The 17394-nt window shown below is 66.2% G+C and carries 19 protein-coding genes; 11 read left to right on the top strand and 8 right to left on the bottom strand.

What is annotated here, in order from left to right; genetic code table 11:
* Nucleotides 1-36 precede the first annotated feature (36 nt).
* The 9 genes from AB4Z42_RS15055 (at nucleotide 37) to AB4Z42_RS15015 (ending at nucleotide 8298) form a co-directional block, all read left to right on the top strand.
* Entirely contained in the window at nucleotides 37-900 is an 864-nt protein-coding gene (locus AB4Z42_RS15055; RefSeq protein ID WP_442009979.1) for a DUF1707 SHOCT-like domain-containing protein, read from the top strand.
* A gap of 125 nt (nucleotides 901-1025) precedes the next feature.
* The gene (locus tag AB4Z42_RS15050) at nucleotides 1026-1571 is read left to right on the top strand and encodes a PadR family transcriptional regulator (RefSeq protein ID WP_442009978.1); all 546 of its coding nucleotides are present in this window, start codon (nucleotides 1026-1028) and stop codon (nucleotides 1569-1571) included.
* Between the two features lie 36 nt (nucleotides 1572-1607).
* On the top strand, nucleotides 1608-2684 hold the full coding sequence (locus tag AB4Z42_RS15045; RefSeq protein WP_442009977.1) for an inositol-3-phosphate synthase: 1077 nt from the start codon (nucleotides 1608-1610) through the stop codon (nucleotides 2682-2684).
* A 44-nt stretch (nucleotides 2685-2728) separates the two neighbouring features.
* Nucleotides 2729-3631 (top strand): alpha/beta fold hydrolase, encoded by a 903-nt coding sequence (locus AB4Z42_RS15040; RefSeq protein ID WP_442009976.1) that lies wholly within the window; start codon nucleotides 2729-2731, stop codon nucleotides 3629-3631.
* Nucleotides 3632-3693: 62 nt separating this feature from the next.
* Nucleotides 3694-4485, top strand: a complete 792-nt coding sequence (locus AB4Z42_RS15035) for an LLM class F420-dependent oxidoreductase (RefSeq protein ID WP_442009975.1) — start codon at nucleotides 3694-3696, stop codon at nucleotides 4483-4485.
* Between the two features lie 61 nt (nucleotides 4486-4546).
* The gene (locus AB4Z42_RS15030; protein WP_442009974.1) at nucleotides 4547-5227 is read left to right on the top strand and encodes a GntR family transcriptional regulator; all 681 of its coding nucleotides are present in this window, start codon (nucleotides 4547-4549) and stop codon (nucleotides 5225-5227) included.
* A 110-nt stretch (nucleotides 5228-5337) separates the two neighbouring features.
* The gene (locus AB4Z42_RS15025) at nucleotides 5338-7053 is read left to right on the top strand and encodes an ABC transporter substrate-binding protein/permease (RefSeq protein WP_442010058.1); all 1716 of its coding nucleotides are present in this window, start codon (nucleotides 5338-5340) and stop codon (nucleotides 7051-7053) included.
* The gene (locus AB4Z42_RS15020; RefSeq protein WP_442009973.1) at nucleotides 7053-7793 is read left to right on the top strand and encodes an amino acid ABC transporter ATP-binding protein; all 741 of its coding nucleotides are present in this window, start codon (nucleotides 7053-7055) and stop codon (nucleotides 7791-7793) included. The genes AB4Z42_RS15025 and AB4Z42_RS15020 overlap by 1 nt, the downstream gene beginning before the upstream one ends.
* Nucleotides 7794-7851: 58 nt before the next feature.
* Entirely contained in the window at nucleotides 7852-8298 is a 447-nt protein-coding gene (locus AB4Z42_RS15015; protein ID WP_442009972.1) for a MarR family winged helix-turn-helix transcriptional regulator, read from the top strand.
* On the opposite strand, the gene AB4Z42_RS15010 is transcribed toward AB4Z42_RS15015, so the two are convergent.
* Genes AB4Z42_RS15010 through AB4Z42_RS14985 form a run of 6 tightly spaced genes read right to left on the bottom strand, consistent with a single transcriptional unit; the run spans nucleotide 8299 to nucleotide 13911 of the window.
* Entirely contained in the window at nucleotides 8299-9198 is a 900-nt protein-coding gene (locus AB4Z42_RS15010; RefSeq protein ID WP_442009971.1) for an HpcH/HpaI aldolase/citrate lyase family protein, read from the bottom strand.
* A gap of 15 nt (nucleotides 9199-9213) precedes the next feature.
* On the bottom strand, nucleotides 9214-10410 hold the full coding sequence (locus tag AB4Z42_RS15005) for a CaiB/BaiF CoA transferase family protein (protein WP_442009970.1): 1197 nt from the start codon (nucleotides 10408-10410) through the stop codon (nucleotides 9214-9216).
* Entirely contained in the window at nucleotides 10407-10742 is a 336-nt protein-coding gene (locus AB4Z42_RS15000; RefSeq protein WP_442009969.1) for a hypothetical protein, read from the bottom strand. Before AB4Z42_RS15000 ends, AB4Z42_RS15005 begins: the two co-directional genes overlap by 4 nt.
* Entirely contained in the window at nucleotides 10739-12040 is a 1302-nt protein-coding gene (locus AB4Z42_RS14995; protein WP_442009968.1) for an aromatic ring-hydroxylating oxygenase subunit alpha, read from the bottom strand. The genes AB4Z42_RS15000 and AB4Z42_RS14995 overlap by 4 nt, the downstream gene beginning before the upstream one ends.
* On the bottom strand, nucleotides 12037-12930 hold the full coding sequence (locus tag AB4Z42_RS14990) for an enoyl-CoA hydratase/isomerase family protein (RefSeq protein WP_442009967.1): 894 nt from the start codon (nucleotides 12928-12930) through the stop codon (nucleotides 12037-12039). The genes AB4Z42_RS14995 and AB4Z42_RS14990 overlap by 4 nt, the downstream gene beginning before the upstream one ends.
* A gap of 15 nt (nucleotides 12931-12945) precedes the next feature.
* On the bottom strand, nucleotides 12946-13911 hold the full coding sequence (locus AB4Z42_RS14985; RefSeq protein WP_442009966.1) for a TIGR03621 family F420-dependent LLM class oxidoreductase: 966 nt from the start codon (nucleotides 13909-13911) through the stop codon (nucleotides 12946-12948).
* A 58-nt stretch (nucleotides 13912-13969) separates the two neighbouring features.
* Here AB4Z42_RS14985 and AB4Z42_RS14980 point away from each other — a divergent pair, with 58 nt between their 5' ends.
* Entirely contained in the window at nucleotides 13970-14674 is a 705-nt protein-coding gene (locus tag AB4Z42_RS14980) for an SDR family NAD(P)-dependent oxidoreductase (protein WP_442009965.1), read from the top strand.
* Nucleotides 14675-14677: 3 nt separating this feature from the next.
* Here the strand turns inward: AB4Z42_RS14980 and AB4Z42_RS14975 are convergent, their stop codons facing one another.
* The gene (locus tag AB4Z42_RS14975; RefSeq protein ID WP_442009964.1) at nucleotides 14678-15313 is read right to left on the bottom strand and encodes a TetR/AcrR family transcriptional regulator; all 636 of its coding nucleotides are present in this window, start codon (nucleotides 15311-15313) and stop codon (nucleotides 14678-14680) included.
* A 16-nt stretch (nucleotides 15314-15329) separates the two neighbouring features.
* Nucleotides 15330-16670 (bottom strand): glucosylglycerate hydrolase, encoded by a 1341-nt coding sequence (ggh, locus tag AB4Z42_RS14970; RefSeq protein ID WP_442009963.1) that lies wholly within the window; start codon nucleotides 16668-16670, stop codon nucleotides 15330-15332.
* 53 nt (nucleotides 16671-16723) lie between these two features.
* Between ggh and AB4Z42_RS14965 the strand changes: the two genes are divergently transcribed.
* Entirely contained in the window at nucleotides 16724-17389 is a 666-nt protein-coding gene (locus AB4Z42_RS14965) for an SDR family oxidoreductase (protein WP_442009962.1), read from the top strand.
* Nucleotides 17390-17394 lie beyond the last annotated feature (5 nt).

Genomic DNA, 17394 nt, shown 5'->3' with positions numbered 1-17394 from the left:
CGGTGACCTGGACGGCTGCCATTTACGATCATCGTCGTGGCGAACCGGCAGACAGCAGGAACGCGGGCCAAGGACAGCGACCGTAACGACACCTGCAAGATCCTCGACAGCGCGCTCGCCGACGGGCAGCTGTCGATGGAGGAGCACCGGACGCGGGTGGCATTGGCGACGCAGTCGGAGACCCTTGGCGACCTGCAGTCGCTGATCTCCGATCTGCAGAACGCCAACGCGCCGGTTCAGCTGCCCGACCTCAAGCGTCGCCCCAGGGTGCCGTCTGGCACCAGCGGCTGGGGCATCCGCCTCGCCATCGCCGGCGTACTTGTGCTTCTGGGCGTGGGAATCGGCTGGGGTCTCTACGGCAACACCACCTCGCCGCTGAGCTTCACCTCCGACCCGGGCGCCAAATCCGACGGCATCCCCGGGAAGGTCCTCACCCCGCCGAAGCAACTCCAGTCGCTCGGCGGGCTCAACGGGCTGCTCGAGCAGATGCGCCAGCGGTTCGGCGACACCATGGGATACAGCCTGGTGGTCTATCCGGATTACGCGGTGCTGTACCGGGCCGACCCCACCGATGAACGACGAAAGCTGAGCTACACGTATCGGGGCGGGTTCGACGATCCGTCGACGTCGACCAAGAGCGACGACGACGTCCTTGTCGACCTGAGCGCCTTCGACGTCGAAACCACCGTCGGCATCCTTCGCGGCGCCGCCGAGACCGTCGGCCTGCAGCAGAAGGACGTCAAGCCGGACGGCACGTACCTGTCCATCGACCCTAGCCCTGACCTGCTGACTCCTGGCGCCCTGACATTGAGAGCCAGTGTGTCCAGTGATTTCGGCAGTGGGGCCATCACCTTCGCCGGCGACGGCACCGTCAAGCGCATCGATTCGGCAGTCAACTGACGTTCGCAGCTAGTCAGCGGTTCGTAACCCTTCGTTGGCGTCGAATATATCGGCGCGATACTATTGTCGGAGGTGTTGAACCGCCGTAACGGCCAAGCAACGTTTTTCCGGGGGAGGTGATTCGGTTGTTGGAGCTCGCCATCCTGGGCCTTCTGCTCGAATCACCCATGCACGGCTACGAGCTGCGCAAACGTCTGACCGGTCTGCTCGGCGCGTTTCGCGCGTTCTCCTACGGCTCGCTGTACCCGGCGCTGCGACGCATGCAGGTCGACGGCCTGATCGTCGAGGACGCCGCGCCGGAGGGGATCCCGAAGATGCGCCGGGCTCGTCGCGTCTACCGGCTCAGCGAGGCCGGCATCGGACGCTTCACCGAACTGGTGGCCGACACCGGACCGCAGAATTTCTCTGACGACGGATTCGGCGTGCACCTCGCCTTCTTCAACCGCACACCCGCCGAAGCGCGGATGCGGATTCTGGAGGGGCGCCGTCGTCAGGTGGAGGAACGCCGCGAGGGCCTGCGCGAAGCAGTGGCGCGGGCCAGCAGCTCGATCGACCGCTATACCCGGCAGCTTCATCAGCTCGGGTTGGAGTCCAGCGAGCGCGAAGTGAAATGGCTCAACGAATTGATTGCGGCGGAACGAACCGCGCAGCAACGGGCTGAACAGCCGTAAGAACGACCGGGTTAGTAGGAGAGGGAGATAGTCGTCATGACTAAGAACACTGACGTACGCGTCGCAATCGTTGGAGTGGGGAACTGCGCGTCCTCCTTGGTGCAGGGCGTGCAGTACTACAAGGACGCAGACGAGAACGTCTCTGTTCCCGGCCTGATGCATGTCAAGCTCGGCCAGTATCACGTGCGCGACGTGAAGTTCGTCGCGGCGTTCGACGTGGACGCCAAGAAGGTCGGCTTCGACCTGTCCGAGGCGATCTTCGCGTCGGAGAACAACACCATCAAGATCGCCGACGTGCCGCCGACCAACGTCACCGTGCAGCGCGGACCCACGCTTGACGGCATCGGCAAGTACTACGCCGAGACCATCGAGATCTCCGACACCGAGCCGGCCGACGTCGTCAAGGCGCTCAAAGACGCCGCCGTCGACGTCCTGGTCTCCTATCTCCCGGTGGGCTCTGAAGAGGCCGACAAGTTCTACGCGCAGTGCGCGATCGACGCCGGCGTGGCGTTCGTCAACGCGCTGCCCGTGTTCATCGCCTCGGATCCGGTGTGGGCGAAGAAGTTCGAAGACGCCGGTGTGCCGATCGTCGGCGACGACATCAAGAGCCAGGTCGGCGCGACGATCACCCACCGCGTGATGGCCAAGCTGTTCGAGGACCGCGGTGTTCAGCTCGACCGCACCATGCAGCTCAACGTCGGCGGCAACATGGACTTCCTCAACATGCTCGAGCGTTCGCGGCTGGAGTCCAAGAAGATCTCCAAGACCCAGGCCGTCACGTCCAACCTGCAGAAGGAATTCAACGCCAAGGACGTGCACATCGGCCCGTCCGATCACGTCGGCTGGCTCGACGACCGCAAGTGGGCCTACGTGCGCCTGGAGGGCCGCGCGTTCGGTGACGTGCCGCTGAACCTGGAGTACAAGCTCGAGGTGTGGGACTCGCCGAACTCGGCGGGCGTGATCATCGACGCGGTGCGTGCCGCCAAGATCGCTAAGGATCGCGGCATCGGCGGCCCCGTCGAGGCGGCGTCGGCCTACCTGATGAAGAGCCCCCCGAAGCAGCTGCCCGACGACATCGCGCGCGCGCAGCTCGAGGATTTCATCGAGGGCTGATTCTTAACGGCGAATGCGGGCTCCGCGTTTTGTAGGGTCACCTAATGACCGACATCAGCGCTGATGACGAGCTCGCCTCGCTTTCCGAATTCACCTTCCTCAGGGAGAACGCTCGGCAGGCGGGCTCGACGGGCGCATTACCGACCGTCGAGCGCATCAACTCCGCAGCGGTCAGCGCGCTGAAGTTCGGCGACGGCGCGCCGCGCGTGGTGTTCCTGCACGGCGGCGGGCAGAACGCGCACACCTGGGACACGGTGATCGTCGGCCTTGGCGAGCCCGCACTGTCGGTCGACCTGCCCGGACACGGCCGCTCGGCGTGGCGTGAGGACGGCGACTACGGCCCCAAGCTCAACGCCACCGCGGTTGAACCCGTCGTCCGCGCGTTCGCACCGGACGCCGACCTCGTCGTCGGAATGTCGCTGGGCGGGCTCACGGCCTTGCGGTTGGCGGTGACGGCGCCCGAACTCGTCCGCAAGCTGGTCCTCGTCGACGTGACACCGTCGGCGCCCGAACGGCACACCGAGATGACCGACGAGCAGAAGGGCACCGTCGCGCTGGTTCAAGGCGAGAAGTCGTTCCCCAGCTTCGACGCCATGCTCGAGGTCACCGTCGCCGCGGCCCCGCATCGTGACCGGGAGTCGTTGCGGCGTGGGGTTTTCCACAACGCCAAACGCCTCGACGACGGCACCTGGACGTGGCGCTACGACTCGATCCGCAAGGGCGAGGGGTTCGACGGATTGTGGGACGACGTCCCCCACCTCAACACGCCCACGACGTTGGTGCGCGGGGCGAACTCGTTCTTCGTCAACGACGACGACGCCGCCGAATTCGCCCGCATCGCACCGGGATTCCAGCGTGTGCACATCGTCGAGGACTCCGGGCACTCCGTACAGAGCGACCAGCCGCGCAGGCTCGTCGAGATCTTGCAAGGGATACTCGCCGGCTAGGCGATCGTGACGGATCTGGCCCGAGGGGAATATCGGGACGTGATCGCGGTTACAACTACACCGTGACCCTCCCCATCCGCATCGGCGTACAACTGCAACCACAACACTCCCCGAATTACGGCCACATCCGCGACGCGGTGCGTCGTGCCGAGGACATCGGTGTCGACGTCGCGTTCAACTGGGACCACTTCTTCCCGCTCTACGGCGACCCCGACGGCGCGCACTACGAATGCTGGACGATGCTCGGCGCCTGGGCCGAGCAGACGTCCGCTCTGCAGATCGGCGCGCTGGTGACGTGCAACTCGTACCGAAACCCCGAACTGCTTGCGGACATGGCCCGCACGGTCGACAACATCAGCGACGGGCGGCTGATTCTCGGCATCGGGTCGGGCTGGAAACAGAAGGACTACGACGAATACGGATACGAATTCGGCACCGCGGGCAGCCGCCTCGACGACCTCGCCGAAGCGCTCCCCCGGATCACATCGCGGCTGGCCAAGCTCAATCCGGCGCCGACGCGCGATATCCCGATCCTGATCGGCGGCGGCGGCGAGAAGAAGACGCTGCCCCTGGTCGCCCAGTACGCCGACATCTGGCACAGCTTCGCCGACAGTTCCGAATACCCGCACAAGGCCGAGGTCCTTGACAGCCACTGCGCCAAGGCCGGCCGCGACCCCAACGCGATCGAGCGGTCGACGGGGGTCTCCGGCGACACCGAAGATGCCCTGCTCGCCGAGGCCGACGTGTTGGCCGGACTCGGAGTCACCCTGCTGACGGTCGGCGTCAACGGCCCCGACTACGACCTGACGCAGGCCCAGGCGCTGTGTCGCTGGCGGGACCGCCATACCAGTTAGCACTACTGAAGCTGCGTAACCGTTCCGGGGCGGGCATGTGCCGTGAGACGCTATTGGAGCCATGCCCAAGAAGTATGGGGTCAAGGAGAAAGACCTCGTGGTCGCTCACGTGGTCAACCTCATCCTCACCGGTAAGTTGCGGTCCGGAGATCGAGTGGACCGCAACGAGATTGCGCACGAACTCGGCGTCTCGCGGGTGCCGATCCAAGAGGCGGTCGTGCAACTCGAGCACGACGGGATCCTGTCCACCCAGTATCACCGCGGCGCCTACGTCGAACGGTTCGATGAGACCGTCGTACGCGAACACCACCAGATCTACGGAATCCTCAGCGGTGTCGCGTCGGCGCGCGCCGCGGACGACCCGGAACAGAAAGTCCTCGGCCGGCTCGAGTCGCTGCTCGACCTGATGCGCAACAACCGCGAGGCCCGCGCTTTCCAGGACGCCGGTTGGCATTTCCGAGCAGCGATCAACGAGGAATACTGCGGGCCGCGCCTGCTCGCGCTGATCCGCGCCTCACACGCATTCATCCCGCGCGACTTCTGGGCCTCCTACCTCCACAACTACGAAGAGATGCTGCCCCACTACGAGGCGGAGTTCGAGGCCATCCGTCGCGGCGACGCTGACGCCACCCGGGCCGTCTGCGCCGAGCGGGCCGCGATGATGGCCCGCATCCTGGTCGGCGAGCTGGTGCGTCGCGGAGTGTTCGGCCCGCGGAGTCACCCGCACCTTCATTCTGATTGAGCGCAACGCGGTGCCAAGGTGCCGCCGGTGGATACGTTTCTCAGATGATCCCGTTTCACCGACTCTGTAGAGCTTTCGTCGTGGCGCTGATCGTCGCTTTGATCGGCGGCATGGGTCTGGCCGCACCCGCAGCCGCACAGGTCGACCAGTGCGCACCGCCCGGCATCGAGAGCGCCAGCGCACTGCCGACCAACCTCGCCAAGGCGGCGACCGGCCCCGGCGGCGACAAGTACACGACGGCGTCGGTCAAACCGCTCGACAGCATCGACATCAACGCATTGGGGTTGGGCAAGCCCGGGACGCTGACCGTCGGAACACTGTCGGATGCGCCGCCGAGCATCTGCATCAACACCGCGGGTCAGTTCACCGGGTTCGACAACGAACTGCTCCGTGCGATCGCCGACCGCCTCGGTCTGAAGATCAACTTCGTCGGCACGGAGTTCTCGGGCCTGCTGGCGCAGGTGGCGTCGCGCCGGTTCGACGTCGGGTCGTCGTCGATCACCACCACCGACGCCCGCCGCCGCACCGTCGGCTTCACCAACGGCTATGACTTCGGCTACTTCTCGCTCGTCGTGCCCAGCGGATCGCCCATCAAGGGGTTCGGCGACCTCGCGCCCGGCCAGCGCGTCGGCGTCGTGCAGGGCACCGTGCAGGAGTCCTACGTCATCGACACGCTGCATCTGGATCCGGTCAAATTCCCCGACTACAACACCGTCTACGCCAGCCTCAAAACCCGGCAGATCGACGCGTGGGTCGCGCCGTCGCAACAGGCGTCGGGCACGGTCCAGCCGGGCGACCCGGCGCAGATCATCGAAAACACCTTCAGCTTGGACAATTTCGTCGCGTGGGCCGTCGCCAAGGAGAACCAACCCCTCATCGACGCGCTGAACTCCGGGCTCGACGCGATCATCGCCGACGGCACCTGGTCGCGGCTCTATTCCGACTGGGTGCCCCGCGCGCTGCCGCCCGGCTGGAAACCGGGGTCGAAGGCGGCGCCGGTGCCGCAGCTGCCGGACTTCAACACGATCGCCGCCGAGAACCAGGCCGAACCGACGGGGGCCGCGGCGCCCAAATCGACCCTCTCGCAACTCGCCGACGCGTTCGGCGACTGGGAGCTGTACAAGCAGGCGATCCCCTACCTGCTCAAGACCGGGCTTCCGAACACGCTGATTCTGACGGTCAGCGCCGCCGTGATCGGCTTGGCGCTCGGCATGGTCCTGGCCGTCGCCGGCATCTCCCGGCATCGGTGGCTGCGCTGGCCTGCGCGGGTGTACACCGACATCTTCCGTGGACTGCCCGAGGTCGTGATCATCCTGCTCATCGGTCTCGGCGTCGGACCGGTGGTCGGCGGGCTCACCGGCAACAACCCGTACCCGCTCGGGATCGCCGCGCTGGGGCTGATGGCCGCCGCCTACATCGGCGAGATCTTCCGGTCAGGCATCCAGAGTGTGGAGCCCGGCCAGCTGGAGGCGTCGCGCGCACTGGGCTTCTCCTATCCGTCGTCGATGCGCCTCGTGGTGGTTCCCCAGGGTGTGCGGCGGGTGCTGCCCGCGCTGATGAACCAGTTCATCTCGCTGCTGAAGGCCTCCTCGCTGGTGTACTTCCTCGGGCTTGTCGCCAACCAGCGGGAGCTGTTCCAGGTGGGCCGCGACCTCAACGCCCAAACCGGCAACCTGTCGCCACTCGTGGCTGCCGGGTTGTTCTATCTGCTGCTCACGGTCCCGTTGACACATCTGGTCAACTACATCGACGGCCGGTTGCGCAGCGGCCGAAAACCCACCGAGGAAGACCCGCTCGAGCTGTCGAACTCCCAGGAGATGATCTGATGACCAGTCCTGTTGAGCCGGTCTCGTTGAGCGCCACGGACATTCATTTATCGTTCGGGCCGAACGCGGTGCTGCGCGGCGTGGACATCGACGTGCCCGCGGGCACCACCGCCGCGGTGATCGGACCGTCGGGGTCGGGCAAGTCGACGTTGTTGCGGACGCTGAACCGGTTGTACGAACCCGACCGCGGCGACATCCTGCTCGACGGCCGTTCGGTGCTGGCCGACAATCCCGACCAGTTGCGCCAGCGGATCGGGATGGTCTTCCAGCACTTCAACCTCTTCCCGCATCGCAGCGTGCTGGACAACGTCACGCTGGCACCGCGCAAGCTCAAGCGACACGACGCGGAGAAGGCGCGGGAACTGGGGCTGGCGCAGCTGGATCGGGTCGGACTGCGGCACAAGGCCGACGTGCGACCGTCGACGCTGTCCGGTGGCCAGCAACAGCGGGTGGCGATCGCGCGCGCCCTGGCCATGGCGCCCCAGGTGATGTTCTTCGACGAGGCCACCTCGGCGCTGGATCCCGAACTGGTGAAAGGCATCCTCGCGCTCATCGCCGATCTCGGTGCCGACGGCATGACGATGGTCGTCGTCACCCACGAGATGGGCTTCGCCCAGTCGGCGGCCGACCGCGTGGTGTTCATGGATTACGGGAAGGTCGTCGAAACAGGCCCACCCGAGCAGGTCTTCGGGGCCGCGGAGACGGAGCGCCTAAAACGCTTCCTTTCGCAAGTTCTCTGAGCACTTGCTCGCACGTCCCACAACTTGGCAGGCTCAGACAGGTTAGACTGCCGAAATTATGGTGGAGACCGAACCGCAGGTCGCTGAGCTGGCCGGAGAGCTGCAGCGCGTCCTTTCCCGGGTTTTCTCCGTGCTCCGCCGCAGCGACCCGACGCGTGATGCCGCCACCAACGATCTGACGCTCGCCCAGTTGTCGATTCTGCTGACTCTGCTCGAGCAAGGGCCGATCCGGATGACCGAACTGGCCGCCCATGAACGGGTGCGCACGCCGACGACGACCGTGGCGATCCGCCGGCTGGAGAAACTCGGACTGGTCAAGCGGTCCCGCGACCCCTCGGATCTGCGCGCGGTACTGGTCGACATCACGCCCGAGGGGCTGTCCCAGCACCAGGAAGCGCTGGCCCATCGGCGGGCGTTTCTCGGCGCGCTGCTGGCCAAGCTCGGCCCCGAGGAACTCGACACTCTGAGCAAGGCGCTCGTCCCGCTCGAGCGACTGGCCGAATAGCTAGGGCACTGCGCGACGCAGGACGTTGGCCGCGTGCCGCATGAGTGCGGCGTCGACGAGCTTCCCGTTGCGACCCACCGCGCCGACACCGTCGGCTTCGGCTTGCCGATAGTCGTTCATGATCGCGCGCGCTTCTGCAATCTCCTCCGCAGTCGGGGTGAAGATGTCGTTGGCGACCGGCACCTGAGAAGGGTGGATGGCCCACTTGCCGTCAAACCCCAGCAGTGCGGCATGCGTGGCGGCGCGCCGGTAGCCGCTTTCGTCGCGATACCCCGGATACGGCGCATCGATGGCGGCGATGCCCGCCGCCCGCGCCGCCGCCAGCACCTGCACGCGCACCGCGTGCCAGTAGTCGCCCGGATAGTCCCCGGCCGGTTCGAAGTTCCCGTCCACCCGTGCGTGCAATGACGCGGACAGATCGCCCGCCCCGAAGATGAGCGCCTGCAATCGGCTGCTCGCGCGGGCGATCTCCGCGACGTTCAGCAGGCCTTCGGCCTCCTCGATGAGCACCTCCAACGCGATGGGATGCGCGAGCCCCAGCGTTGCCTCGAGCTGCGTCAGCAGAACGTCCACCCACCAGACATCGCGTGCACTAAGCACTTTCGGCACGATGATCACCTCGATGGCATCACGCGCGCCTGTGACGACCTCGATGATGTCGCCGTGGCACCACGGGGTGTCGAGTCCGTTGATGCGGACCGCGCGGATGGTGTCGCCCCAGTCAAGTCCGGTGAGTGCGGAGACAGCGGTGGCGCGGGCCGATTCCTTGGCGGCGGGCGCACAGGCATCCTCGAGATCCAGGAACACCAGGTCCGCACCGCTGCGCGCGGCAACCTCACACATGTGCGGGTTACTCGCCGGCGTCGCCAATTCGCTCCGGCGGGGCCGTGATCCGGACATACCGTGCTCCGTTCGTCAGATGGTTCCGGCCGCGCGCAACGCACCAAGGTGCTCGTCGTCGAGGCCGAGGAGGTCGCGGTACACGGCGTCGTTGTCGGCGCCGAGCGCGCGCCCGAGGTGGTCGATGCGGCCGGGTGTCTCGCTGAGCCTCGCGACGGGCGCCTGCACTGTCATGGCGCCGAGGTCCGGATCGTCGACCGTCACGAAAGTGCCTCTCGCGCGCAGATGCTCGTCGGCGAGGAGCTGCTGCGCGTCGTAGACAGGTGCGGCCGCAACGCCTTCGGCGAGGAACACCTTCATGGCGTGCTCGAGTGTCTGCCCGCGGATCCAGTCGGCGACCAGCGCGTCGATCTCGTCCGCGCGCTCCTGGCGTGGGATCGGGTCGACGTACTCGGGCCGCGCCGCGAGGTCGGATCGGTCGATCGCACGATAGAGCCGGGCGGCGATGCTCGACGATGCGCTGGAGATCGCGATCCAGTGGTCATCGCTCGTGCGATACGCATTGCGCGGTGCGCTGGCGTCGGCGCGGTTACCCGTGCGGCCCTGGACCCGGCCTAGTTGGTCGTAGGTCAGGGTCGCCTGCTCGACGAGTCTGGCCAAGGGTTCGATGAGGCTGATGTCGACGAGTTGTCCAGCGGCGCCGTGCACATCGCGGTGATAGAGCGCCGCCAGCACCGCGTACGTGGCCGACTGCGCGGCGACTCCGTCGGCCAACATGAACGGCGGAAGCGTCGGCGGCCCGTCGGGCTGACCACACACATGGGCGAATCCGCTCATCGCCTCCGCGAGAGTGCCGAAGCCGGGCCGGTCGCTCGCTGGGCCGCCGCCCCCGTATCCCGTCACGTGCAAGACCACCAGGTTCGGGTGGCGATGATGCAACGACTCGTAGTCCAGTCCCCACCGCGCCAGCGTGCTCGGCCGCGTGTTGATCACGAGTACGTCGCTGACGGCGAGAAGCCCGTGCAGTAGCCTGCGGCCCTCGTCGGTGCGAAGGTCGGCGGTGACGCACTGCTTGTTGCGGCTGACGCTTTTCCAGACCAGTCCGATGTCGTTGCGCCGGGAGCCCCACGTGCGCAACGGGTCCCCCGCCCCCGGCTGCTCGACCTTGATGACGTCGGCGCCCAACTCACCGAGCGCGGTCGCCACCAGGGGGCCGGCCGCCAGCGTCGCAGCGTCGACCACCCGCAGACCGGACAACGGCAGCGTGCTCACAGTGCGGGTTCGGCGACCATCTCGAAGAACGCGGCGCCGGAGTCCGGGATGCGGTTCTGCTTGAAGATGTTCACCGCATACGACACCAGGATCATCGAGTACAGCATGTGCATCAGCCTGGTCTCCTCGGGAGCCAGGTTGTTGACGTCGCGACCGTCGAGGTGGGCGATCGCGCGTTCGGCATGCGGCGCGATCGCATCGTAGAACGCGACGAGGTCGTCATAGGGACGGTCCAGTCGCGCCGCGTAGCGCTGAGCTCTGGTCGACAGCGCCCAATCGTCGACCCACTCCTCGAGCTCCGAGAACCCCTCCGGCAGTTGGCTATCGGTCATGAGTTCTGCTCCTCACCGGACTGGTATGCGGCAACGGTATCGCGGATCACCGTGTGGAACTGCCTGATGAGCAGCTCCTGATCGCTGAGGTGGAAGGTGGTCTGTGCGCGCGTCTTCAACGCCGAGTGCGTCGCCTCGATCGTGTTGACGTCCTGCATCGCGAACTCGATGGTGCTGTCCACCACCACTTCCTGCGCCAGCCGTTCGTGCGCGTTGGCAGGCGGCACGAAGTACAGGTCGATCTCGTAGATGTGGGTGTCGACGGTCTCGGGCCAGTAGGTGTAGGTGATGTAGTAGTTGCGCGCCCATAGCTGGATCGAGATGTTCGGGAAGACCCAGAACTGGTCGTTGCCCCACGATGCGATGTTTCCGCGATTCAGGAAGTCCGGCAGCGGCCCGACGTCTGGCACGTCGTCGGGCCCGAAAAGGCCTGCGCGGAAAAGCTTGTAGATCCACCGCTGATCCTGACGGGCCGGGCCGGCGCTACCCGGTTCACGCGGCGGCAGGATCGGCGGGCCAGGCACCGACGTCAGCATGTGCGGCCGGAACAGGTCGTAGTGGTACGAATCGACCGGCGGCACCATCTTCTCGGCCTTGGAGACGTCCGGGTCGATGAAGCGGCCGTGCACATAGGGCGGGTGGTACCACTCGCAGACCGAGTCCACCGCGAGCTTCCAGTTGCCCTTGATCTGGGTCGAGAATCCGTAGTGCTGGGTCATCATGTCGAACGGATACGCCTCCATGCCGAGCAGTCCCTCACCGAGGAAGGTCCGCAGCGGCACCGGGTCGTCGGCGAGGTTGACGAAGATGAAGCCGGCCCAGACCTCGCAGTGCACCGGCGGCATCCGCAGCTTGCTCTTGTCGAGGTCGAAGAACTCCTCCTCGTTGGTGATGTGGTTGACCACGCCGTTGAGGCCGTACCGCCACCCGTGGTACTTGCACGAGAACGCGCGGCACACCCCCGCCGACTCCTCCTGCGGATGCTCCTGCCACACCACCTTGTTGCCGCGGTGTGCGCACACGTTGTGGAAGGCGTAGACGTTGTCGTCGAGGTCGCGGGTGATGACGATCGACGCCAACTGCCCCGGCAGTTCGCGGGTGAAGTAGGAACCCTTGCGCGGCAACCTGTTCATGCGTCCGACGCACAGCCAGTTCCGTTCGAACACCGCTTTGCGCTCGGCGGCGAAGAACTCCTCGGAGATCGAGTCCTCGTAGTTCACCGGACCGGTTCCGAGGTCGGGATAGTCGGTGGTGAACTTGCCGCGCCCGGTGGCGAGCTTCTGCTGAATTCCGGTCACGATGTGACTCCTTCCTGTGCGTGACTTCCGTTGGCATTGCTCCATGGCTGCTGGTCCCATGGCCGGTCGAGGGGCTCCATCTCGCCGCCGAATGGGAAAAACGCGCGCTGGGCATAGGTTTCGCGGCCGAGGCCGTGACCCAGCTCGTTGACGAACGCACGCTTGAGCGGGTTGGTGAAGAGCTGGCGGGTGTAGCGCAGCGTGAGCGGTGGACGCTTGATCAGTTCGCGAGCGTGCTCCCAGGCCCGATCCAGCACCTTGTCCTTCGGAAGCACCTCGTTGACGACGCCCCACTCCTTGGCCTCCTGTGCGCTGACCTTCTGCCCCGTGAGCAAGAAGTAGCGCGCGCGGTTGTGCCCGGCGAGGACGCTCCAGATCACGTGTTGCCCGTCACCGGGCACCTGGCCACGCGGGAAGTGCGACGCGTCCTGGAAGTACGCGTCCTCGGACGCGAGCACGATGTCGCCCATGATGGGCACCTCGGAGTGCATGTTGCACGGCCCGTTGACGGCGCTGATCATCGGCACATCGACGTCGAGCACGTTGAAGATCAGATGCCTTGCATACCAGGCTTTCTCATCCAGCTTGTTCAGTCCGCGAACATCGGGCATGGCCTGGTAGATGGGGTGTTCCGGTGGCTCGCCGTTGGGCAACCGTCCCCAGTTGGCGTTGTAGTTCTCGCCGGTACCGGTGTGTATCAGCACTTTGATCTCGCGGTCCCCCGCGATATCGGCGAACGCGTCGGACATCTCGTCGTGTGCCTTCCAGCTCCACACCAGGCTGTCGCCGTCGGTGTGGCACTGCATGAAGAGGATGCCGTCGTCGGTGAGCTCGAATTTGTAGTTGGCGTAGCTGTTCTGGTACTCGCTGAATCTCGATCGTTTGGCCATGCTGTTCCTCTCTGGTCACGTTCCCGTCAAGCGCGCCGCCACGGGCGCAAATCTGTCGGCCTGGGCTTGCTGCACGGTGATGTAGTTGGCGCCGTACGCTTCTCGGCGCCGCTGCAGCGTCTCGACGATCGCGTCTTCGGGACCGACGAGCACGTTCGGATGGTCGCGGAGCACGTCGACCGGCATACCGGTCTTGTCCGCGATCCGTGCGTATCCGGCCTCCGCGTCGTCTCTGATCGAGACGAAGTACGGCGAACTCTCGATGTCGAGGTCGCCGATGCGGGGACCCGCGGCATCGCGGACATAGTCGAATCTGCGCGCGGCTTCCTGTTGGGGTGTGAGGCCATCGTCGTTCTGGGCGGCGAACGGCACGGTGTTGATGCTGACGATGTTTGCCTCGCGTGCGGCGTAGGTCAGCACCCGGGGGCGCCCGCCGCCGATCATGATCGGCGGGTGCGGCCGTTGCACCGTCGCAGGAGTTCCCTTGTAGCCGCAGACATTGACGTATTCGCCCGAGGTGTCCAGGTCGTCACCCGCGCAGTGCGCCTTGACGAGGGCGACCGCCTCTTTGAGCTTCGCGATCCGCCGGCCGGGGGTGTCGAACGTCAGGCCCATCGCCTCGTACTCCACCGCACTCCAGCCCGCACCGATGCCGATCTCGAGGCGGCCGTCCGACAGCAGGTCGAGCGTCGCGACCTCCTTGGCGAGCACTGCGGGCACGTGATAGTCGATGCAGAAGACCCGGCAGCCGAGTCGCAGCGTCGTGGTGTGGGCCGCGGCGCTGGCGATGGCTGCGATGGGCGCCAGGTCCTGACGCGGGGTCTGCGCCCGGCGCTGTGCGGGGCCGGGCCCGAGGTAGTGGTCGGCGACGAAGAGAGTCGAGTATCCCAATTGCTCGACTTTGCAGGCGAATTCGCGCCATTCGCGCGCATCGGCGGCATTCGTCGCCTGGACGGCGAAACGGAACGGCTGCCTGTCCACACCGGCGAGAGTACCCGGGATTGCGCTTTAAGTATACGGTTTTGTATATTTTAGTGTTATGAAGACAGCACTGGTGACGGGCGCCTCGTCAGGGATCGGCCGGGCCATTGCGGATCGCCTGCGAGCCGACGGGAATCACGTCGCCTCCATCGACCTGACCGAATCCGATACCGACTTCAGTTACGTCGCCGATGTGACCGATCGCGGCCAGATCGACGCCGCACTGAACGCGGCGCGCAGTGCGCTCGGGCCGATCACAATCCTCGTCAACGCCGCAGGCATGACCTCGTTCCGCCGGTTCACCAATCTCACCTCGGCGGAATGGTCGAAGGTCGTCGACGTCAACCTCAATGGCGTCTTCCACGTCACCCAGGCGGTGCTGCCCGACATGCTGGAGGCCGGCTGGGGCCGCATCGTGAACATCTCGTCGTCGAGCACCCATTCCGGGTCGCCCTACCAAACCGCCTACGTCGCGGCGAAGTCCGCGGTCAACGGGCTGACGAAAAGCCTTGCGCTGGAATACGGCCCCCTCGGCATCACCGCCAATGTGGTGCCCCCCGGATCGATCGACACCCCGATGCTGCGCGATGCGGAACAGAAGGGGTTGCTCGGCGGATCGATCGACGACATCGCCGCGCGCATTCCCGTGCGCCGGATCGGCCTGCCCGAGGACATCGCCGCCACGTGCGCGTTCCTCGTGTCCGAGGAAGCCGGTTACATCACCGGGCAGATCGTCGGCGTGAACGGTGGCCGCTGCACGTAGTCGTCAGCGGGGGATGACGCCGCTGAGGAACACGCGCACGGCGTACTGCAGATGGCGTTCCTGCTGCTTCGCCGAGCGGAACACCCCGAAGTCGGCCATCCGTGCGGGCACCGCCTCGACCATCGCCAGGAAGGTTTCGGCGGCAAGCTCGACGTCGTCGGTCTTGATGGTGCCGAGTTCCTCGTGTCGGCGCAGCAATTCGGTCACGGCCCGCAGGCGTCCCGCCCACATCATCGACTCGGCGGAGACGTTGAACTCGGGGAACTGTGCGGCCTCGTTGAACGCGATGCGTTTGAGTCGCACGTTCTGGGGGTGGGTGGCGCGGGCCAGCGCGATGCGTCCCACCGCCAGAAGTGCGGTTTCCACATCCTCTTCTACGTCCTCTTCGACGATCTCGTCGATGGACCCGTCGTCGGTGTACCTCGCCAGCGCCCACGGGATCACGTCGGCGAACAACGCCCGCTTATCCGGATAGCGCGCATATAGCGATCGTTTGGTGATGCCCGCAGCCTTGGCGATGGCCTCCATACTCGCTCCGGCATAACCCAATTCGATGAAGAGCGCGACTGCGGCCTCTCGCACTGCGAGGTCGAGTTTCTTCGCCTCTGCCTGGGTGGGCCGTCCACGCCGCGTCGCCACCAGGCGAATTGTACGGCTAGCCCAGCCAATCCAGGACCGCCGCCGCAGTCCACGACTGCTGCATGCTGCCAAGGGGTTCGCCGGTGAACGGCTCGTAGTACTCGGCGAAGGTGCCGTCACTGACCTGCCGCAGGCCTTCGCGCCGAAGGATCGACGACCGCTCGGCCCAGCCGCGGCGGGCGAAGCACCACGAGAAGAGCCAGGTCGTCACCGGCCACACCGGGCCGCGCCAATACTCGCGCGACCGGAAATCACGCGACACCGGTGACGTCGTGGGTATGAGCGCGAACTTCAGATCCGGATGCCCGCAGAATCGCGGCCCCTCCAGGAGCCGCAACAGCGCGCGCTCCTTGTCGTGCGGCAGTCCGCCGCACAGCAGCGGTGCGAACTGCGCGACCGTCTCGGTGGCCACCCACTGCTCCGCACGGACGTCGTAATCCCTTGCCGCGCCGTTACGTTCGTCGGTGGTCTCGACGACTCCCGCGCGGAACCGTTCGGCCCAGCCGTACAGGTCGCGGACGTCGGCGTGCGGGCGCTTGTAGTCCTCGCCGATCTCGGCGAGCACGTCGCACGCCACACTGAGGATCGCCGACACGAACACGTCCTCCACGGCGAAGCTCATCACCTTCGGCAGCAGCTCGTCGTCGTAGCGCGCGGACTTCATCTCCTCGAGCAGCCATAGATATCGGTCGTATTCGATGTCCGACGGACGCTGGCTGGCGTCGGTGACGATCGCGTTGTCCTCGCGCTGGTATTCCGGCACGCGGCCGGGCACCACGTTGGCGTAGGCGCTGTCCCACCGGGGCGAGTTGTCCATCCCGGATTCCCACCCGTGGTACAGCGTGACGCGGCCTCGCGACCTCGGGTCCCGAGCCTCGGCGAGCCAGCGGTGCCAGCGGACCAGGTCGTCCCACCGGCGGTCGAGGAATGCCTCGGCGACGGCGCGGGTGGACCGTCCGCGGCTGCGCGCGTGGTCGAGGATGCGTTGCACAGCGATCGCATGCACCGGGGGTTGTGTGATTCCCGACGTGTGCCGGTTGCGCGGCGCGTTGGCCGCCAGCGCCGACGTCGCCCACCGTGCCGGTCCTGGGAAGTAGCCGTCGACGCCGTTGGCGAAGACGATGTGGGGAATCATGCCGTTGTCCCACTGGGCCGATAGCAGCGTGTCGAGTTCGACGACGGCGCGCTCGACGCTCAGCGGAGCCAGCCCGATCGCCACGAAGGCGGCGTCCCAACTCCACATATGGGGGTACAGCAGAGGGGCCGCGGTCGTCATTGTGCCCAGGTCGTTGCCGCGCAACAGGTAGGCGGCGCGGGCCGAGAGCTGCGTTGGAGCGAAGCTGGAATCGTGGGCCATCGCCTCCATGATGCGTCTGGAAGCTAAGAGTTGCAGGTCGGTAGGGTGGCGACATGCCGACGGCGATGATCACCGGGGCCTCTCGCGGGCTCGGCGCGGCCATCGCGGCGGCGCTCGCACCGACCCACACGCTGTTCTTGGCGGGTCGCCCGTCAAGGGAGCTCGACGCGGTCGCCGAGCAGTTCGGGGCCACCACATGGCCGGTGGATTTCGGCGACCCCGACGCGATCGCTGCGGTCGTCGAACCGATCGTCGAGCTGGAGGTCTTGATCCACAACGCGGGTGTCGCCTACCCCGGACGCGTCGCCGAGTCCTCCGTCGAGGAGTGGCAGGCCACCATGGCGGTGAATGTGGTTGGCCCGGTGGCACTTACGCTGCCACTGCTGCCCGCTCTGCGCCGCGCGGACGGCCACGTCGTCTTCGTGAACTCCGGTTCGGGGATCAACGCGTCGCCGGGCCTGGCGTCGTACTCGGCCAGTAAGTTCGCGCTCCGCGGCTTCGCGGACTCACTGCGCAGCGACGAGCCGTCGCTGCGCGTCACGTCGGTACACCCGGGCCGGATCGCCACCGAGATGCAGGAAAGCTTGATCGCCTACGAGGGTCGCGACTACGACCCGTCGCAGTTTCTGAGTGCCGAAACTGTTGCGAAGGTCATAGCCGACGCGGTCAACGCCCCCCGCGACGCCCACATCCACGAGGTCATCGTCCGCCCCCGGTGATTTCC

The organism is Mycobacterium sp. 2YAF39, assembly GCF_052114565.1.
Taxonomy (GTDB): Bacteria; Actinomycetota; Actinomycetes; order Mycobacteriales; family Mycobacteriaceae; genus Mycobacterium.
This window is presented reverse-complemented; position numbering and strand designations above follow the sequence as displayed.